Origin of the sequence: Methylorubrum populi, from assembly GCF_002355515.1 — a bacterium.
Taxonomy (GTDB): Bacteria; Pseudomonadota; Alphaproteobacteria; order Rhizobiales; family Beijerinckiaceae; genus Methylobacterium; species Methylobacterium populi_A.
Map to the genome: position 1 here is coordinate 4,966,971 of NZ_AP014809.1, position 16,405 is coordinate 4,983,375.

The window sequence follows — 16,405 nt, forward strand, 5'->3', positions numbered from 1 at the left end:
CGCGGCGTCCGTCAGGGTTTTCGCAATGCAGCGCCGCCCTGGATTTCCGGCGGGGCGCGGCTTATCCCTTGGGGCGAAGACCCGCTCAGGCCCGCTCACCGCGGTGCGCATCGCGGGCAGCGAGGGACCCCGGCCTTGGCCTCATCCAACGACCGTCGACGGGTGATGCTGCTCACCGGCGCGAGCCGCGGCATCGGGCACGCCACCGTCAAGCGCTTCTCCGCCGCGGGCTGGCGCGTCATCACCTGCTCGCGCCACGCATTCCCCGAGAACTGCCCGTGGGAGATGGGTCCGGAGGACCACCTCCAGGTCGATCTCGCCGATGCGGCCGACACCGTGCGCGGCGTGCGCGAGGTGGCCGAACGGCTCGCCGCCGAGGGCGGCCTGCTGCACGCGCTCGTCAACAATGCCGGCATCTCGCCCAAGGGGCCGGAGGGCGAGCGCCTCGGCGCGCTGAGCACGGAATACGAGGATTGGGCCCGCGTCTTTCAGGTCAACTTCTTCGCGCCGATCCTGCTGGCGCGGGGGCTCACCGACGAGCTGACCCGCGCGCGCGGATCGATCGTCAACGTCACCTCGATCGCCGGCTCGCGGGTCCACCCCTTCGCGGGGGCGGCCTACGGCACCTCGAAGGCCGCGCTCGCCGGCCTCACCCGCGAGATGGCCGCGGATTTCGGGCCGCTCGGCGTGCGGGTCAACGCGATCTCGCCCGGCGAGATCGACACCTCGATCCTCTCGCCCGGCACCGACAAGCTGGTGCAGCAGATCCCGCAGCGCCGGCTCGGCACGCCGGACGAGGTCGCGAAGGCGATCTACTTCCTCTGCACCGAAGCCTCCTCCTACGTGAACGGCGCCGAACTCCACATCAACGGCGGCCAGCATGTTTGACCGCCGGGCGGTGCTCGCCGCCCTGGTGTCGCTGCACGCCCTTCCCGCTCTCGCGGCGGAGGACGGGCCGCGCGCCGAGCCGGTCACGCTGCCCTTTGCCGTCAAGGCGATGCGCGGCCCCGGCAGCGACGTGGCGCTCTCGGTCGCGACGTCCGGCCTCCTGCCGATCGCTCGCGCCCCAGCGAGCGCCGACCCGAAGGCGAGCGCCGACACCGCGCCGCCGCCCGTCGTCGTGGTCTGGGGCGAGGGCGGCGGCGCCGTGCTCAGCCTCGACGGCGCGACCCTGCGCACCACGCTGATCGGCGCCGAGGCGATCGAGGGCTTTGCCGCCGCCGAGACGCCGCGCGGCGCCGTGCCAGGTTCGCGCCGCGCCCTCGACGGACCCTTGAGCGCCTATCTCACCGGGCCGACCCGCGCCCTCGGCGGCGCCCCGGGCCAGGGCGCGGTGCTGACCCTGCGCGAGCGCCAGCCGCTCGGCGTCACCGCCGAGCCGAAGGCGGTGCCGGTGACGACGCACACCCTCGCGCCGGGGGACGACCGGGTCTTCGCCGGCCGCACCCCGCGCATCACCCGCCTCGACGGCCGCCCGGCGGCGGTTGCCGTGACCGCGCAGGGGGCGGCAGGCTCCGGCCTCGCCCTTGCGGCCAAGGGGAAGGACGGCGCCTGGACGCTGGCGGCGCAGACGCCGCCGCAGGCTGGCAAGGCGCCGGAGGGCGCCCCGCTGGCGCTCGCCGGCCTGGCCGACTTCATCGGAGCCGGCCAGCCGCAGATCGCCACGATCCGCGCTCCCGACGGCGAGGGCGTGCTGCAGCTCTGGCGCTTCGCCGACGGTGCCTTGAGCCTCGTGGGCGAGGGACCCGGCTATGCCGGCCCGGCCGCGGGCGAGAAGGCGGATCTCGCCGCCCCCGTTCCCCGCAGCGGTCGTCCGCCGGACCTCGCCCTGCCCGTGGCGGGCCGCGGCGCCCTCGCCGTGGTCGCGTTCAAGGGCGGCCGCCCGGAGGAGCGCCTCCGCATCCCGCTGCCCGCTCCGGCCGCCCACGGCGTCGCCGTGCTCGATGCGGGCGGAGTCGCCCGAAAGATCCTCGTTGGCCTCGCCGATGGCCGCCTCGTCGCGGTACCGGCTCCGTGAGCGGCCGGGAGCAGGAGGACGGGCGGCTGTTTCCGGCCCGCCCGCTGATCGGCGTGTCGATCGCGGTGATCCGCGGCGGCCGCGTCCTGCTGGCCGCCCGGGCCAACGAGCCGATGCGCGGCGTCTGGACCTTGCCCGGCGGACTCGTCGAGGCCGGCGAGTCCCTCGCCGCCGGCGCCCTGCGCGAGTTGCAGGAGGAGGTCGGCGCGCTCGCCGAGATCGTCGGTCCGAGCCTGACCCCCACCGAGATCATCCTGCGGGACGAGGCCGGCCGCATCCGCCACCACTACGTGATCCATCCCCACGCCGCGCTCTGGCGCGCGGTCGAGCCGGTGCCGGGCCCTGAGGCGCTCGACGTGCGCTGGGCCACGCTCGACGAGGTCGCGGGCCTGTCCACCACGCCGGGGCTGATCGACACCCTGCGCGAAGCGTTTTCCCGTGTGGGCTCGGTACCGGAAGGTTCGGCAGAAGGTTCGGCAGAAGGTTCGGTATGAGTACGGGATTCGTCCGCCTGATCCTCGCCGCCCTGCTCGCCCTCACGCCTGCGACGGAGGCGTTCGCGCAGCAGCGCTCCGGCTCGACCAAGTCCGCCCCGAAGCCGCCCGAGAAGGAGAAGGAGCCGCCACCCCCGGCCGAGCCGCCGCCCGCGCCCTACGATCGCGACCTGATGCGGCTCTCGGAGATCGTCGGGGCGCTCGCCTTCCTGCGCAGCCTCTGCTCAGAGCCAGACGCAGTCGAATGGCCGGCGCGGATGAAGGCGATCCTCGACAGCGAGGGGGTGACGCCGACCCGCCGCGACCGGCTCGCCGGCGCCTATAACCGCGGCTTTCGCGGCTACAGCCTGACCTATCGGGTCTGCACCCCCGCCGCGGGCGAGGCTGCCCGCCGCTACATCGCCGAGGGCGAGCGGCTCTCGCACGCCATTGCCGGACGGTTCGGAGGGTAGAACAGCGCCTGTGGCGGGAACGCCACATTGCGGGGCCGTTGCGAAAATCCTTCGCAATTGCGCCTTCACATTAACCTCTTCGCAATTCCCTGCTTCCCGGCCCGCTAAGGCTGCCGTATCGTGGCGATGTCTTGCCGGCACTGTTCCGGCCGAGAAACGAAGCCGTTCGCCATGATCCACGATTCCGACACCGCAGCCTTCGACGTCGATGCGGAGAGCAAGCGCCTCGCGCTCGGACTCGTGACGGAGGCCTTCGCCGAAGGCTGCCTCGACGGGATCGACGGCGACTGCATGGCCCAGGCCGCCCTGTTCGCGGCCTTCCAGGAACTGGTCGCCACCTACGGCGAGGACGCCACCGCCCGCTACGCCGAGACCCTGCCCGAGCGCATCCGCGGCGGCGGCTTCACCACGACGCTGCAGCACTGACGAAGACGGGCGCGCGGGATCCGCTCGCGACGAGCGGGGGCAAGATCCGGCCGCTCTGGCGAGGCGAGGGTTAAGAACGCGAGAGCCGCGTCCCGAACCCGGCGCGGGCTCAGCCCGCCGCCGGCAGCGCCTCCTCGAACAGGACCGCCTCGCCCCGCGACGGGTTGGCCAGCTCGCCCTGCCACATCACCGGCGTGCCCCGCACCACGGTGCCCACCGGCCAGCCGGTGACGGTGACGCCGTCATAGGGGGTCCAGCCGCATTTCGAGGCGATCCACTCGTTGCGGATGGTCTCCCGGCGCTTGAGATCGACCACGGTCACGTCGGCGTCGTAGCCCACGGCGAGCCGCCCCTTGCGGGCGATGCCGAACAGCCGCTTCGGCCCGGCGCTGGTCAGATCGACGAAGCGGGCGAGCGAGAGCCGGCCGGCATTCACGTGGTCGAGCATGATCGGCACCAGCGTCTGCACGCCGGTCATCCCCGAGGGGGAGTCCGGATAGGGCTTGGCCTTCTCCTCGAGGGTGTGCGGCGCGTGGTCGGAGCCGAGCACGTCCACCACACCGTCGCCGAGCCCGCGCCAGATCCCGTCGCGGTGCCCGGCGTCGCGCACCGGCGGGTTCATCTGCACCAGCGTGCCCAGCCGGGCGTAAGCCTCGCTACCGTCGATCGTCAGGTGGTGCGGCGTCACCTCGACGCTCGCCACGTCCTTCGCCTCGGCGAGGATCGGCATCTCGTCCCGGGTCGAGATGTGCAGGATGTGGATGCGCGCGCCGGTCTCCCGCGCGATCGCGATCAGGCGCTGCGTCGCCTTCACCGCCACCTCCGGCGAGCGCCAGACCGGGTGGGAGGCGGGATCGCCCGCCACGCGCAGCCCCTTGCGCTCGCGCAGCATCGGCTCGTCCTCGGAATGGAAGGCGGCGCGACGGCGGATGCGGCTTAGGATCGCGCGCACGCCGGCATCGTCCTCGACGAGCAGCGAGCCGGTGGAGGAGCCGATGAACACCTTGATCCCCGCCGCCCCCGGCAGCCGCTCCAGCTCGGCGACTTCGGCCGCGTTCTCGTGGGTGCCGCCGACCCAGAAGGCGAAGTCGCAATGCATCCGGTGATGGGCGCGGGCGACCTTGTCGGCGAGCGCCGCGGCGCTCGTCGTCTGCGGGTTGGTGTTGGGCATCTCGAACACCGCCGTGACGCCGCCCATCACCGCCGCGCGCGAGCCCGTCTCCAGATCCTCCTTGTGGTCGAGGCCCGGCTCGCGGAAATGCACCTGGCTGTCGATCACGCCCGGCAGGAGGTGCAGGCCGCGACAGTCGCGCCGCTCCGCCGTCGCGGCCCCCGCGAGGTCGCCGATCGCCGCCACCCGTCCGCCGCGGATGCCGAGGTCGGCGCGATGCTCGCCGTCGTGGTTCACCAGCGTGCCGCCGGACAGGACGAGGTCGAAAGGCGCTTCCATCGGGCTCTCCCGGTTCGCATCGTGCGATTGAGACGAGGATAGGCGCGGCTTATGTCAGGCGTCCCACCCGCGCAACGCCACCCGTGCCTCGCCCGCGCCCCGAAGGAGATGCCATGCCGATCGCCCTGCTGCCGGACCGAGCCGTCGTCGCCGTGTCGGGGCCGGACGCGCTCCCCTTCCTGCAGGGCATCCTCACCTGCAATGTCGAGACGCTGCCGGAGGGCGAGGCGCGGCTCGGCGCGCTGCTGACGCCCCAGGGCAAGATCCAGTTCGATTTCCTGGTATCCCGCGCGGAGGATGGCTTCCGTCTCGACGTCGCCGCCGAGCGCGTCGCCGATCTCGTCAAGCGGCTCGGGCTCTATCGCCTGCGCGCCAAGGTGACGGTGGCCGCCGACCCGACGCTCGGCGTCGCCGCCGCCTGGGCAAAGGACGGGAGCCAAGCGGAGACCGCGGCCGAGACGGTGCGCGTGCGCGACGGGCGCCTCCCCGCTCTCGGCGAGCGGCTGTACTTTTCGCAAGGCGCCTTCTCAGCGGACGCGACGGAGGACGATTACCACGCCCACCGCATTGGCCTCGGCGTGCCGGAGGGAGGGCGCGACTTCGCGCTCAGTGACGCCTTCCCGCACGAGGCGCTGATGGACCAGCTCGGCGGCGTCGATTTCAAGAAGGGCTGCTATGTCGGCCAGGAGGTCGTCTCGCGGATGCAGCACCGCGGCACTGCCCGCACCCGCATCCTGCCCATCGTCTACCGCGGCGGCCCGGCCCCGGCGCCCGGCACCGAGGTGACGGCGGGCGCCCGCAGCCTCGGAGTGACGGGCAGCGCGGCGGGGGATCGCGGCCTCGCCACCATCCGCCTCGACCGCCTCGGCGATGCACTGGCCGCCGGCGAGCCGGTGCGGGCGGGGGGCAGCATCGCGGCGGTCGGCAAGCCCGATTTCGCGACCTTCGCCTTCCCCACCGACACGGCCGCCGCCGGATGAGCGACGCCGCGTCCGGCCTCATCACCCATCCCGACGGCTGCCCGCGCTGCTGGTGGCCGGGGCTCGACCCGTTCTACGTCGCCTATCACGACACCGAGTGGGGCGTGCCCGAATATGATTCCCGCGCGCTCTACGAAAAACTGATCCTCGACGGGTTCCAGGCCGGCCTGTCGTGGATCACCATCCTGCGCCGCCGCGACGGGTTTCGTCGCGCCTTCGAGGGCTTCGAGCCGGAGCGCATCGCCCGCTTCACGGAAGCCGATGTCGAGCGGCTGATGGGCGACACCGGCATCATCCGCAACCGCGCCAAGATCCGCGGCGCGATCAACGGCGCCCGCGCCTGGCTCGCCATCGAGGAGAGCGGCCCCGGCTTCTCGCCCTTCCTCTGGGATTTCTGCGACGGCCGGCCGATCCAGACGAATGCCGCCAGCCGGGCCGAGATCGCCACCGAAACCGATGTCTCGCGAAAGATGGGCAAGGCCCTGAAGGCGAAGGGCTTTACCTTCTGCGGGCCCACCATCGTCCACGCCTTCATGCAGGCGGTCGGCATGGTCAACGACCACCTCACCGGCTGCCATCGCCACGCGGCCTGCGCTGCCATGGGTCAGGACCGCCATCCGTGAGTGCCGCCGCGAAGAAGCCGGTACGGGCGTGGCAGCGGATGCTGTCGGGCCGTCGCCTCGATCTGCTCGACCCCTCGCCCCTCGATGTCGAGATCACCGACATCGCCCACGGGCTCGCCCGCGTCGCCCGCTGGAACGGGCAGACGGCGGGTCCGCACGTCTTCTCCGTGGCGCAGCACTCGCTGCTGGTGGAGGCGGTCGGCGGCGCCCTCGATCCGCGGATCGGTCCGCCGGAGCGGCTCGAACTGCTGCTGCACGACGCGCCGGAATACGTGATCGGCGACATCATCTCGCCGCTCAAGGCCGCCATCGGCGATGCCTATCGCAGCGTCGAGCGGCGTCTGCTCGCGGCGATCCGCCAGCGCTTCGGGCTCGCCGCCCCCTCCCCGGCCCTGTCGCGCCTGGTCAAGCGCGCCGACCGGATCGCCGCCGCGATCGAGGCGACCCGGCTCGCCGGCTTCTCGAGCGCGGAGGCCGACGGGATCTTCGGCCGCCCGCCGGCCCTGCCCGATCCCATTCGCGGGGAGATCGAGCGGCTGGTCGCCGGATGGCCGACGGCGGAGGCGGAGGCGTGCTATCTCGCCCGCTTCGAGACGCTCCAGCGCGGAGCGTGAGACCGGACACGGATGCCGAGCCTCCACATCTGCCCCCTCTCCCGCCTGCCCGAGACCGTCGCGGCCACCGGCGCGAGCCATCTCGTGACGCTGGCCACCCTCGGCAGCACGGTAGAGCGCCCGGCCGCGATCCGGCCGGAGCACCACCTGCGGGTGGGGTTCAGCGACATCGTCGCGCCGATGGAGGGCCACCTGCCGCCGGGCGAGGCGCATGTCCGGGCTGTCCTCGACTTCGTCGGTGCCTGGCCGCGCGAGAAACCGATGGTAATCCACTGCTATGCCGGGATCAGCCGCTCGACGGCCGCCGCCTTCGCCGCGGCCTGCGCCCTGAGGCCGGACCGGGACGAGGCGGAACTCGCGCGGGACCTGCGGCGGCTCGCGCCGAGCGCCACGCCGAATCGCCTGTTCGTCGAGATCGCCGACCGCCTGCTCGGACGCGAGGGGCGGATGAGCGCGGCCATCGCCGGAATCGGGCGCGGGGCGGAGGCCTTCGAGGGAACGCCGTTCCAATTCACCCTGGCGTGAGCGGGCGGCGGCCGACCGCGGAGATCGGTCGCACGCAATCGACCCGGGCTTGTGCGACCGCACGTCGCCCGTCATAACCCGCCCCAAAGGGAATCCGGATGAACGATCAGACACCCGACGGATCTGCACCCGACGCCGCTGCGGCGCAGACGCCGGACGATCTGCCGTTCGAGCGGGCGATGGAGCAGCTCGAGGAGATCGTGCGCCGGCTGGAGCGGGGCGATGTTCCCCTCGACGAGTCGGTGGCGATCTACGAGCGCGGCGAGGCGCTCAAGCGCCATTGCGAGACCCTGCTGAAGCGGGCCGAGGCGCGGATCCAGAAGATCGCCATCGGGCCGGACGGCCGGGCCGCCGGCACCGCGCCGCTCGACGTCGAGTAGGCGGATCGGGTGCGGGTTCACTTCCAACAAAACTCATCGCGCGCAAAGGTTTGCGCGCCTTTTCTCACTTCGGGCATGAGGCTGGTCCGGTGGCACTAGCGGACACGACGATCCTCGAGGGTCTTGAGACGCCGGATCGTCTCCGGCTACTGCCGGAGAGCGAGCTGCAGCGGGTGGCTGACGCGGTGCGCGCCGAGATGATCGACGCCGTGTCGATCACCGGCGGCCATCTCGGCTCGGGGCTCGGCGTGGTCGAACTCACGGTGGCGCTCCACCACGTCTTCGACACCCCCAACGACCGCATCGTCTGGGACGTCGGCCACCAGTGCTACCCGCACAAAATCCTCACCGGCCGCCGCGACCGCATCCGCACCCTGCGCCAGGGCGGCGGCCTGTCCGGCTTCACCAAGCGCTCGGAGAGCGAATACGACCCCTTCGGCGCGGCCCACTCCTCGACCTCGATCTCGGCGGCGCTCGGCATGGCGGTGGCGCGCGACCTCGACGATGCCGAGACCAAGGCCCGGGGCGAGGCGCCGAAGAAGCGCCGCAACATGGTCGCGGTGATCGGCGACGGCTCGATGTCGGCGGGCATGGCCTATGAGGCCATGAACAATGCCGGCGCGCTGCACTCGCGCCTCATCGTCATCCTCAACGACAACGACATGTCGATCGCGCCCCCCGTCGGCGCGATGTCGGCCTACCTCGCCCGGCTGGCTTCCGGCGGCACCTACCGGAGCTTGCGCGAGACCGCCAAGCAACTGGGAAAACTGCTGCCGAAGGCGCTCTACCAGCGCGCGGCGGCCGCGGAAGAATATGCCCGCTCGCTGATCGTGGGCGGCGGCACGATGTTCGAGGAGATGGGCTTCCACTATGTGGGGCCGGTGGACGGGCACAACCTCGACCACCTGCTGCCGGTCCTCAAGAACGTGCGCGACTCGGATCAGGGCCCGATCCTGCTCCACGTGGTGACGCAGAAGGGCAAGGGCTACGCCCCGGCCGAGGCCTCGGCCGACCGCTACCACGGCGTGGTCAAGTTCGACGTGGTCTCGGGCGTGCAGGCCAAGGCGAAGGCCAACGCCCCGGCCTATACCCGCGTGTTCGGCGAGAGCCTGATCAAGGCGGCCGATGCCGATCCGAAGGTGGTGGCGATCACCGCGGCAATGCCCGGCGGCACCGGCATCGACCTGTTCGGCAAGGCGCATCCCGACAAGACCTTCGACGTCGGCATCGCCGAGCAGCACGCGGTGACCTTTGCCGGCGGCTTGGCGACCGAGGGCTACAAGCCGTTCGTGGCGATCTACTCGACCTTCCTGCAGCGGGCCTACGATCAGGTCGTGCACGATGTGGCGCTGCAGAACCTGCCGGTGCGGTTCTGCCTGGACCGCGCCGGTCTGGTGGGCGCGGACGGCGCCACGCATGCGGGCGCGTTCGATCTGGCCTATCTGTGCTGCCTGCCGAACATGACGGTGATGGCGGCGGCCGACGAGGCGGAGCTGGTGCACATGGTGGCGACCGCCCACGCGCATGACAGCGGGCCGATCGCCCTGCGCTACCCGCGCGGCGAGGGGGTGGGCGTGGAGCTGCCGGAGAACGGCGAGCCGCTCGCCATCGGCCGCGGCCGCGTGGTGCGCCGTCCGGAGGGGGCGCGGGTGGCGCTGCTGTCGCTGGGCACACGGCTGTCGGAGGCGCTGAAGGCGGCCGACGCGCTGGAGGCGGAGGGCGTGGCGGTGAGCGTGGCGGATGCGCGCTTTGCCAAGCCGCTGGATGCCGAGCTGATCGTGGATCTGGCGATGAGCCACGAGGTTCTGGTGACGGTGGAGGAGGGCTCGGTCGGCGGCTTCGGGGCGATGGTGCTGCACCTTCTCGCGGAGCGGGGTGTTCTGGATGCGGGCCGGGTCCGGGTGCGCACGCTGACGCTGCCCGACACCTACCAGGACCACGACAAGCCGGAGAAGATGTACGCCGAGGCCGGTCTCGATGCCGAGGGCATCCTCAAGGCCGTCCGCGCCGCACTGCCGGAGAAGGCGGCACAGCGCGAGGGCAGCGTGGTCAGCCTGAAGCGGTAGTACCACAGCAACCCTCTCCCCTCTGCGGGAGAGGGTGGCCACCGAAGGCGGTCAGGTGAGGGGTGCGACGTTTCCGGACAATGCGGAGCCGACCCCTCTCCCGCCTGCTCCGCAGGCACCCTCCCCCGCAAAGGGGGGAGGGTTTTTCAGGGACTACTTAATCACCGCGCAGCCGATGCGCGGGCCCGCCCCGCCGATGGGCTGACTGGTGTGGTCGTCCTCGTTGGCGTGGATGATCAGCGCCGAGCCGTCGCCGTCGCGCAGGCCGCCCTCGCCGGTCAGCGGGGTCTCGCTCGACACCTCCGCATTCACCGAGCCGTCGGCATTGGCGTAGACGTTGGGCAGGTCGCCCTCGTCCGGGCCGTCGGCATTGAGCAGGCCGTGCTTGCTCTGGTCGTGGTTCACGTGGGCCTTCGACTTCTCGAACTTCTCGGTGTCCGAGCAATCGCCGACCGCGTGGAAATGGATGCCGTGCCAGCCCGGCGGCAGGCCGCCGGCCCCGATCGTCAGCCGCATCACCAGGGAGTTCGCCCCGTCGCGGATCAGGATCTTGCCGATGGTCTCGCCCTTGCCGTTGGTGATCCCGCTCTCGTAGGTCTGCGGCGCGCCGGACGTCTCCGCCTTGGCGGGCGCGGGCTCCTTCGGGGCCTCCTTGGCGTCCTGCGCGAGGGCGGACTCGGCCAGGCCCGCGAGCAGGGTCGCGGCAAGAGGAATCGCAAGCGGAAGGCGTCGAATGGCAGGCGTCGTGGCCCCTCGCATGATGGCACCTCTCATGAACTGACTCACTCCGTTGCTGCACCCCATCCGGCGCCGCGCCACCGCTTGAGGCGGTGCTAGATCCGGGCTACCGCGGCCGGCGGATCCGGCACGCCCTGTTCGGACCGTGCGGCACGCCCCGTCCCCGGGCGATGCTCTAGGTAACGCGAAGCGGCACCTTTCGACAGGGGACAAGCCGCTTCCATCTCTGCCACCATGACGCGGCCGGGCGCTTTTCCGGAAGGGAGATCCGATGACGGGCGAGCGCCTGCGGGCCGACCGGTTCCTGGTCGAGCACGGGCATTTCCGCAGCCGGGCGCAGGCGCGGGCGGCGATCGAGGCCGGCCTCGTCCGCGCCGATGGCGGCCTCGTCACGCGTCCCTCGGACCTCATCGGCGCGGGCGCGCGGATCGAGGCCTCGGCCCCTCACCCCTACGTCTCCCGCGGCGGCCTCAAGCTCGCCGCGGCGCTCGACGCCTTCGGCCTCGACCCCGCCGGCCTGCCCTGTCTCGATGTCGGCGCCTCGACCGGCGGCTTCACCGACGTGCTGCTGCGGCGCGGCGCTGCCCATGTCCACGCCGTCGATGTCGGCCGTGACCAGCTCGACGCCGCCTTGCGCGCCGACCCGCGGGTGACCAGCTTGGAGGGCACCGACATCCGCGCGCTGCCCCCCGGCGCGATCGAGCCGGCGCCGCGTCTGGCCACCATCGATGTCAGCTTCATCGGCCTGCGGCTGGTCCTGCCGGCGGTGGCGGCGCAGCTCGCCGGAGAGGCGGCCATCGCCGCGCTGATCAAGCCGCAATTCGAGGCCGGGCGCGAGCGGGTCGGGCGCGGCGGCATCGTGCGCGAGCCGGACGTCCATGCCGAGGTCTGCGAGGGCGTGCGCGCCGTGCTCGTCGGCCTCGGCTTCACCGTGTCCGGGCCGATCCCCTCCCCGATCGAGGGCGGCGACGGCAACCGCGAATTTCTGGTCGCCGCGAGGCGCTCCGCTCAAGATGAATGACATGTCCGACGTTGCCGAAGAATCCCCGGTCGAAGAGACCCTCACCATCGCCCGGCTCGGCGCCCGCGGCGACGGCCTCACCGAGGGCGCGCTGGCGGTGCCCGGCGCGCTGCCCGGCGAGCGGGTGCGGGTGCGCCGCGGCGATCGCGTCGCTACGCTGATCGCCGTGGAGGAGCCCTCGCCGGACCGGATCGCGCCGTTCTGCCCCTATTTCTCGGCCTGCGGCGGCTGCGCCGTGCAGCACCTCGCGCCCGGCCCTTACGCGGAGTGGAAGCGCGGCCTCGTCGCCGGCGCCCTGGCCCAGGCGCGGATCGAGACGGAGCTTGCGCCGCTCGTCGATGCCCGCGGGGCCGGCCGGCGGCGGATCACCCTGCACGTGCGCGAGATCGAGGGCCGGGCCGAGGCCGGGCTGATGGCGGCGCGCAGCCACGCGCTGGTGGCGATCGACCATTGCCCGATCACCGTGCCCGCCCTGCACCGGGCGCCCGCGGTGGCGGAGGCGCTGGCCGCCCCGCTCGGGCACGGCCACAAACCTCTCGACATCGCCGCGACCGCCACCGTCACCGGCCTCGACATCGACATCCGCGGCCACGGCGCGGTGAGCGAGGGCGTGCGCGGCGTGCTCACCCGGCTCGCCGGCGAACTCGACCTCGCCCGGCTCTCGATCCACGGCGACGTGGTGGTGGAGCGCCGCCCGCCCGCCGTCGGCGAGGGTCCGGCCCGGCGCGTGCCCCCGCCCGGCGGCTTCCTCCAGGCGACGCAGGCCGGCGAGGCGGCCCTGACCGCCCTGGTTCTGGAGGCGATGGACGAGGGCAAGGCCAAGGTGCGGCGCGTCGGCGACCTGTTCTGCGGCAGCGGCCCCTTCGCCCTGGCGCTCGCCGCCGGAGGCCGCGAAGTCCACGCTGCCGAGGGCGAGGCGGCGGCGATCACCAGCCTCACCCGCGCCTACCGGGCCGGGGCCGGCTATGCCCGGATCACGGCGGAGGCCCGCGACCTGTTCCGCCGCCCCCTGCTCGGGCCGGAGCTCGATGCCCTCGACGCCGTGGTGTTCGATCCGCCCCGGGCTGGGGCCGAGGCGCAGGCGCGCCGGATCGCGGAATCGAAGGTGCCCCTCGTCGTCGGCGTCGCCTGCGATCCCGGCACCTTCGCCCGCGACGCGGCGACCCTGATCGCCGGCGGCTACCGGCTGGAGCGGGTCACGCCGGTCGATCAGTTCGCGTGGTCGGCCCATGTCGAGCTGGTCGGGGTCTTCCGCAAGGCGGCGCGCAAGCCCGCCGGACGGACGTTGCGGCGCCCGCGCTGAGTCCCGGAAGGAGGCCGGGGCTCCGCCCCGGCCTCCCGCCGAAGGGATGATCCCTCTGGAATCCCCGGAACCTTATCGCAGACCTGCGGTCGCGAGGGCCTCGCGCAGGGGCTCGGGGTCGATCGCAAAATCCCAAAGATATTCGGGCCCCTCCGACGGGATCCGCGGGCCGAAGACGGCCGCGTAGCCCTGGCCGCAGGCGGTGGCGATCTCGCCGTAGAAGGGGTCCTCCCAGCCCTCCGGCACGAGGTGGATGACCGGTGTGCCGGGCCGGCAGAACACCGTGTTGGCCATGCCCGCCCCGGCGATGCCGACCACGATCTCGGCCCCCGAGAAGCGCACCGCCTGCTGCCGCACGCTGGTGAGTTCCGGATCGAAGACCTCGAAGCCGAGTCCGCGCAGCACGGCGAGCACCGCCTCGCGGTTGGCGAGCCCCCGCCCCCGCCCCGGATGCCGATCGGCGAACAGGCGGCGTCCCCGCCCGGTGAGCTGCCGGATCCCGAACAGCGCGCGCGGCAGGCGCGTCCGCGCACGCACCTGCCGAGTGAGGAAGCGCAGCGCGTGCGGAGACTTGCCCGTGCTCGGCAGGCTGCACGGCGTAGCATGGTGCAGGCGGGCGAAGTGGTAGGACTTGGACCGGTCGAGGAAGCGGATCGAGACGCCGTGTCCGACGCCGAGAAGAAGCTCGATGGAGGTGCGCCGGGCCGCATCGATATGCGGGAAGTAGGACACCAGCGCCACGGTGATCGGCTCCCCGGGACGGTGCGCGCGCAGCCCGTCGAGCGCGTGCAGGCGGGGCAGGTCGTCGATGAGCCAGTGGCCGTAGTTGAACGAGCCCGCCGAGTTGACGAGGAAGACGGGGCCCGGCGCCGCGACGGTCTCGTCCACCTGCAGGAAATCGGGGCCGGGACCGGGCACCACGTGCCGCTCCTGCGGCCGATAGGTCTCGAACAGCACCTGCGGCCGACCGTCCGCCACGTGGAACAGGGCGTTGCCCGCGAGCCGGACGTCGCGGGTCTCGCACAGGAGCGAGGGCGGCCCCGCCGGGCGCGGGGCCGCGAGCGCGGCGCCCTGCTTCTCGCGGAAGGCGGCGCTGCCGCCGAACAGGCGCGGCGGCGCGGGATCGTGAGCGGGAAAACCCGGAAAGACCTCGCCGAGCACCCGGGTCAGCGGGCTCACCCGCCCCCGCAGCCGGTCGAGAAGGGCGGCTTCGCCGGCAAATCCTCCGTCGCGATAGAGCTGCCCGGCGTCGCAGGTGAGGACGAGGTTGTCCTCGATCAGCCGCGCATGCGCCGCGTCCGCTCCCGTCCTGTTCACGCCTGGCCCGTCCAAGTCCGTTCCTCGCGGATCGTCGTCCGCTCAAGCAGATCGCAGCAACGGCTAGCATATCGTCGGGGGCGAAGTCCGACGCATGTCCCTGCCCTCCGCCGCATTTGCCTTGGGGCCGCCGGGGCCTGTAGGGAGCCTCGGCCCGCCCGCGCGTTCGGCATCGGCGAAGACGGTTGAGGAAGAGCGGGACCTGCGTGTCGGACACGGCCACCGATCATATTCACGTCGGCAGGGACGGCTGGCTCTTCGTCGTCGCCGGCAGCAACAACGTCATCGCCCAGTTCAACGCGTCGGGCTTCATGGCGCACCAATCCGAGCTGTGGCGCCAGCGCATCGCCGCCCGCGCGGCGCGGGCGCGCGGTCTCGGCATCGCCTACCACCACGTCGTCGTCCCGGAAAAGCTCAGCGTCTACGACAACTTCCTCGACGGGATCGCGGTCGATCACCGCCTCTCCCCGGCCCGCCGCCTGATCCGCGGCCTGCCGCGCCGCCACTGGTTCTCGCGGCTGAAGGGTTGGCTCCGGGAATGGCCCACGACGCGCGTCCTGCGGCGGACCTGCATCGACCTCGTCGAGCCGATGCGGGCCGCGCGGTCGGGCGAGGATCTGTTCTACCGCACCGACAGCCACTGGAGCTTTGCCGGCTGCCACCTCGCCTATGGCGAGATCTGCCGCGCGCTGCGGGCCGAGCCCTGTCCGGATCTCGCGGCGCGCGGTGCCCGCGAGACCGAGATCTCCGGCGATCTGGGGGGACGCTTCGATCCGCCCCGCACGGAGCGGACCCGGATCCATGAGATCCAGCGCGACGCCGTGCGCCGCTACGCCAGCCCGATCGTGGCGGCGCGGGAAGCGGCCGGCCGCGCCGACACGCTCCATGTCGGCTCGCACGTGATCTACGCCAACGCCGCCGCGCGCGACCCGCGCCGCCTCGTTCTCTTCGGCGATTCCTACTCCCATTTCGCGCCGCTGATGCTCACCATCATGCTGGCGGAGACGTTCGCCGAGGTGCATTTCGTCTGGAGCACCTCGGTCGATTGGGGCTACGTCGAGCGGGTCCGGCCCGACATCCTGCTCACCGAAATCGCCGAACGCTTCATGTTCCGCGTCCCCGACGACGACTTCGACCTGGAGGCCTACGCCGCGGAACGGTTCGGGGCGGAGCTCAGGGGGGAGAGCGGCGCGGCGGCCTGAGGCGGGCGGCGCTTCAGAACAGCTCGCCCTGAACGGCCTTCGGCGTCGCCGGAGCCGCACGGCCGGCGGGCGGCTCCGCGGCCACCGGCTCGGGCAGGCCGGCATCGTCGTTGCGCACGCTGTTGACGCGCTCGCTCACGCGGTCGAGCCGCAGCCAGTCGTCGGGGCAGGGCCGGCACAGGCGGGCCGCCTCGGGCGCATCCACCGCCGCGTCGAGCCACGCGCCGATCGCTTCCGGCGCCAGGATCGCCGGCATCCGCTCGTGGATCGCGCTGAGCGTCCCGTTGGCCGAGCAGGTGACGATGGCGGCGGTGTCGACCTCCGAGCCGTCCGCTCCCATCCAGGGCTCCCAAAGGCCGGCGAGCGCCATCGGCGCGCCGTCGGTCCGGCGCACGGCAAACGGCGTCTTCGTTGCGGTTCTGCCCTCCCCGTCGCGGCGCCACTCGTAGAACCCATCGGCGAGGAAGATGCAGCGGCGGTGGCGCAGTGCCCCGCGGAAGGCCGGCTTCTCGGCGGCCGTCTCGATGCGGGCGTTGAACAGGACGGGGAAGTCCGACGGGTCCTTGAGCCAGCCCGGCCACAGGCCCCAGCGCATCAGCCGGAAATGCCGCTCACCCTGCTCACGCACCACCACGGGCACCGGCTGGGTCGGGGCCACGTTGAAGCGGCCGGGGAAGTTCGGCTGTTCCGGGTAGCCGTAGGAGGCGCGGTAGACCTCCGGCGGCTGGCCGATGAAGAAGCGCCCGCACATGCGGTCGATATGGTCGTGCGGCGGGTGCCGGATCAAGCGGTTCGGA

General features: G+C 72.5%; 18 protein-coding genes. 14 read left to right on the forward strand and 4 right to left on the reverse strand.

From position 1 onward, the window contains the following. Positions 1–165 precede the first annotated feature (165 nt). From MPPM_RS22965 to MPPM_RS22985, 5 genes are all read left to right on the forward strand, one after another. Entirely contained in the window at positions 166–888 is a 723-nt protein-coding gene (locus tag MPPM_RS22965; protein WP_096487033.1) for an SDR family NAD(P)-dependent oxidoreductase, read from the forward strand. Further along, positions 881–2,017, forward strand: coding sequence for a hypothetical protein (locus tag MPPM_RS22970; protein WP_096487034.1), 1,137 nt, complete (start codon positions 881–883; stop codon positions 2,015–2,017). Before MPPM_RS22965 ends, MPPM_RS22970 begins: the two co-directional genes overlap by 8 nt. Continuing rightward, complete coding sequence (locus MPPM_RS22975; RefSeq protein WP_096487035.1) at positions 2,014–2,511, forward strand: NUDIX hydrolase; 498 nt, start codon at positions 2,014–2,016, stop codon at positions 2,509–2,511. The genes MPPM_RS22970 and MPPM_RS22975 overlap by 4 nt, the downstream gene beginning before the upstream one ends. Next, a complete protein-coding gene (locus tag MPPM_RS22980; protein ID WP_096487036.1) occupies positions 2,508–2,963 on the forward strand; it encodes a TIGR02301 family protein in 456 nt (151 codons plus the stop codon). The genes MPPM_RS22975 and MPPM_RS22980 overlap by 4 nt, the downstream gene beginning before the upstream one ends. A gap of 171 nt (positions 2,964–3,134) precedes the next feature. Further along, complete coding sequence (locus tag MPPM_RS22985) at positions 3,135–3,389, forward strand: hypothetical protein (protein ID WP_096487037.1); 255 nt, start codon at positions 3,135–3,137, stop codon at positions 3,387–3,389. A gap of 109 nt (positions 3,390–3,498) precedes the next feature. On the opposite strand, the gene MPPM_RS22990 is transcribed toward MPPM_RS22985, so the two are convergent. Then, entirely contained in the window at positions 3,499–4,839 is a 1,341-nt protein-coding gene (locus MPPM_RS22990; RefSeq protein WP_096487038.1) for a dihydroorotase, read from the reverse strand. Between the two features lie 113 nt (positions 4,840–4,952). Between MPPM_RS22990 and ygfZ the strand changes: the two genes are divergently transcribed. From ygfZ to dxs, 6 genes are all read left to right on the forward strand, one after another. Then, positions 4,953–5,819: a CAF17-like 4Fe-4S cluster assembly/insertion protein YgfZ gene (gene ygfZ, locus MPPM_RS22995; RefSeq protein ID WP_096487039.1), complete on the forward strand. Its 867-nt coding sequence runs from the start codon at positions 4,953–4,955 to the stop codon at positions 5,817–5,819. Further along, positions 5,816–6,442, forward strand: a complete 627-nt coding sequence (locus MPPM_RS23000; RefSeq protein ID WP_096487040.1) for a DNA-3-methyladenine glycosylase I — start codon at positions 5,816–5,818, stop codon at positions 6,440–6,442. Before ygfZ ends, MPPM_RS23000 begins: the two co-directional genes overlap by 4 nt. A 38-nt stretch (positions 6,443–6,480) precedes the next feature. After that, positions 6,481–7,056: an HD domain-containing protein gene (locus tag MPPM_RS23005; protein ID WP_096487041.1), complete on the forward strand. Its 576-nt coding sequence runs from the start codon at positions 6,481–6,483 to the stop codon at positions 7,054–7,056. A 12-nt stretch (positions 7,057–7,068) separates the two neighbouring features. After that, positions 7,069–7,581: a tyrosine phosphatase family protein gene (locus MPPM_RS23010; RefSeq protein WP_096487042.1), complete on the forward strand. Its 513-nt coding sequence runs from the start codon at positions 7,069–7,071 to the stop codon at positions 7,579–7,581. Positions 7,582–7,679: 98 nt separating this feature from the next. Beyond that, the gene (locus MPPM_RS23015) at positions 7,680–7,961 is read left to right on the forward strand and encodes an exodeoxyribonuclease VII small subunit (RefSeq protein ID WP_096487043.1); all 282 of its coding nucleotides are present in this window, start codon (positions 7,680–7,682) and stop codon (positions 7,959–7,961) included. Positions 7,962–8,050: 89 nt separating this feature from the next. Continuing rightward, on the forward strand, positions 8,051–10,027 hold the full coding sequence (gene dxs, locus MPPM_RS23020; RefSeq protein ID WP_096487044.1) for a 1-deoxy-D-xylulose-5-phosphate synthase: 1,977 nt from the start codon (positions 8,051–8,053) through the stop codon (positions 10,025–10,027). Positions 10,028–10,180: 153 nt separating this feature from the next. On the opposite strand, the gene MPPM_RS23025 is transcribed toward dxs, so the two are convergent. Then, positions 10,181–10,786: a superoxide dismutase family protein gene (locus MPPM_RS23025; RefSeq protein WP_096487045.1), complete on the reverse strand. Its 606-nt coding sequence runs from the start codon at positions 10,784–10,786 to the stop codon at positions 10,181–10,183. 250 nt (positions 10,787–11,036) lie between these two features. Here MPPM_RS23025 and MPPM_RS23030 point away from each other — a divergent pair, with 250 nt between their 5' ends. Beyond that, positions 11,037–11,786, forward strand: a complete 750-nt coding sequence (locus tag MPPM_RS23030; protein WP_096487046.1) for a TlyA family RNA methyltransferase — start codon at positions 11,037–11,039, stop codon at positions 11,784–11,786. Between the two features lies 1 nt (position 11,787). Continuing rightward, positions 11,788–13,089, forward strand: coding sequence for a class I SAM-dependent RNA methyltransferase (locus tag MPPM_RS23035; RefSeq protein WP_096487047.1), 1,302 nt, complete (start codon positions 11,788–11,790; stop codon positions 13,087–13,089). Between the two features lie 72 nt (positions 13,090–13,161). Here the strand turns inward: MPPM_RS23035 and MPPM_RS23040 are convergent, their stop codons facing one another. Further along, positions 13,162–14,406 (reverse strand): glycosyltransferase family 61 protein, encoded by a 1,245-nt coding sequence (locus tag MPPM_RS23040; RefSeq protein WP_096487048.1) that lies wholly within the window; start codon positions 14,404–14,406, stop codon positions 13,162–13,164. 206 nt (positions 14,407–14,612) lie between these two features. Between MPPM_RS23040 and MPPM_RS23045 the strand changes: the two genes are divergently transcribed. After that, positions 14,613–15,608 carry an alginate O-acetyltransferase AlgX-related protein gene (locus MPPM_RS23045; RefSeq protein ID WP_096487049.1) on the forward strand — a complete coding sequence of 332 codons (996 nt, stop codon included), beginning with the start codon at positions 14,613–14,615 and terminating at the stop codon, positions 15,606–15,608. A gap of 13 nt (positions 15,609–15,621) precedes the next feature. On the opposite strand, the gene MPPM_RS23050 is transcribed toward MPPM_RS23045, so the two are convergent. Next, a complete protein-coding gene (locus tag MPPM_RS23050; protein ID WP_096487994.1) occupies positions 15,622–16,359 on the reverse strand; it encodes an SOS response-associated peptidase in 738 nt (245 codons plus the stop codon). Positions 16,360–16,405: the final 46 nt, after the last annotated feature.

Excerpts from the sequence above, each read along its gene's own strand:
- MPPM_RS22965 (WP_096487033.1), top strand. The coding sequence starts at position 166 with ATGCTGCTCACCGGCGCGAGCCGCGGCATCGGGCACGCCACCGTCAAG.
- MPPM_RS22970 (WP_096487034.1), top strand. The coding sequence starts at position 881 with ATGTTTGACCGCCGGGCGGTGCTCGCCGCCCTGGTGTCGCTGCACGCC.
- MPPM_RS22980 (WP_096487036.1), top strand. The coding sequence starts at position 2,508 with ATGAGTACGGGATTCGTCCGCCTGATCCTCGCCGCCCTGCTCGCCCTC.
- MPPM_RS22985 (WP_096487037.1), top strand. The coding sequence starts at position 3,135 with ATGATCCACGATTCCGACACCGCAGCCTTCGACGTCGATGCGGAGAGC.
- MPPM_RS22990 (WP_096487038.1), bottom strand. The coding sequence starts at position 4,839 with ATGGAAGCGCCTTTCGACCTCGTCCTGTCCGGCGGCACGCTGGTGAAC.
- ygfZ (WP_096487039.1), top strand. The coding sequence starts at position 4,953 with ATGCCGATCGCCCTGCTGCCGGACCGAGCCGTCGTCGCCGTGTCGGGG.
- MPPM_RS23000 (WP_096487040.1), top strand. The coding sequence starts at position 5,816 with ATGAGCGACGCCGCGTCCGGCCTCATCACCCATCCCGACGGCTGCCCG.
- MPPM_RS23005 (WP_096487041.1), top strand. The coding sequence starts at position 6,481 with ATGCTGTCGGGCCGTCGCCTCGATCTGCTCGACCCCTCGCCCCTCGAT.
- MPPM_RS23010 (WP_096487042.1), top strand. The coding sequence starts at position 7,069 with ATGCCGAGCCTCCACATCTGCCCCCTCTCCCGCCTGCCCGAGACCGTC.
- MPPM_RS23015 (WP_096487043.1), top strand. The coding sequence starts at position 7,680 with ATGAACGATCAGACACCCGACGGATCTGCACCCGACGCCGCTGCGGCG.
- MPPM_RS23025 (WP_096487045.1), bottom strand. The coding sequence starts at position 10,786 with ATGCGAGGGGCCACGACGCCTGCCATTCGACGCCTTCCGCTTGCGATT.
- MPPM_RS23030 (WP_096487046.1), top strand. The coding sequence starts at position 11,037 with ATGACGGGCGAGCGCCTGCGGGCCGACCGGTTCCTGGTCGAGCACGGG.
- MPPM_RS23035 (WP_096487047.1), top strand. The coding sequence starts at position 11,788 with ATGTCCGACGTTGCCGAAGAATCCCCGGTCGAAGAGACCCTCACCATC.
- MPPM_RS23050 (WP_096487994.1), bottom strand. The coding sequence starts at position 16,359 with ATGTGCGGGCGCTTCTTCATCGGCCAGCCGCCGGAGGTCTACCGCGCC.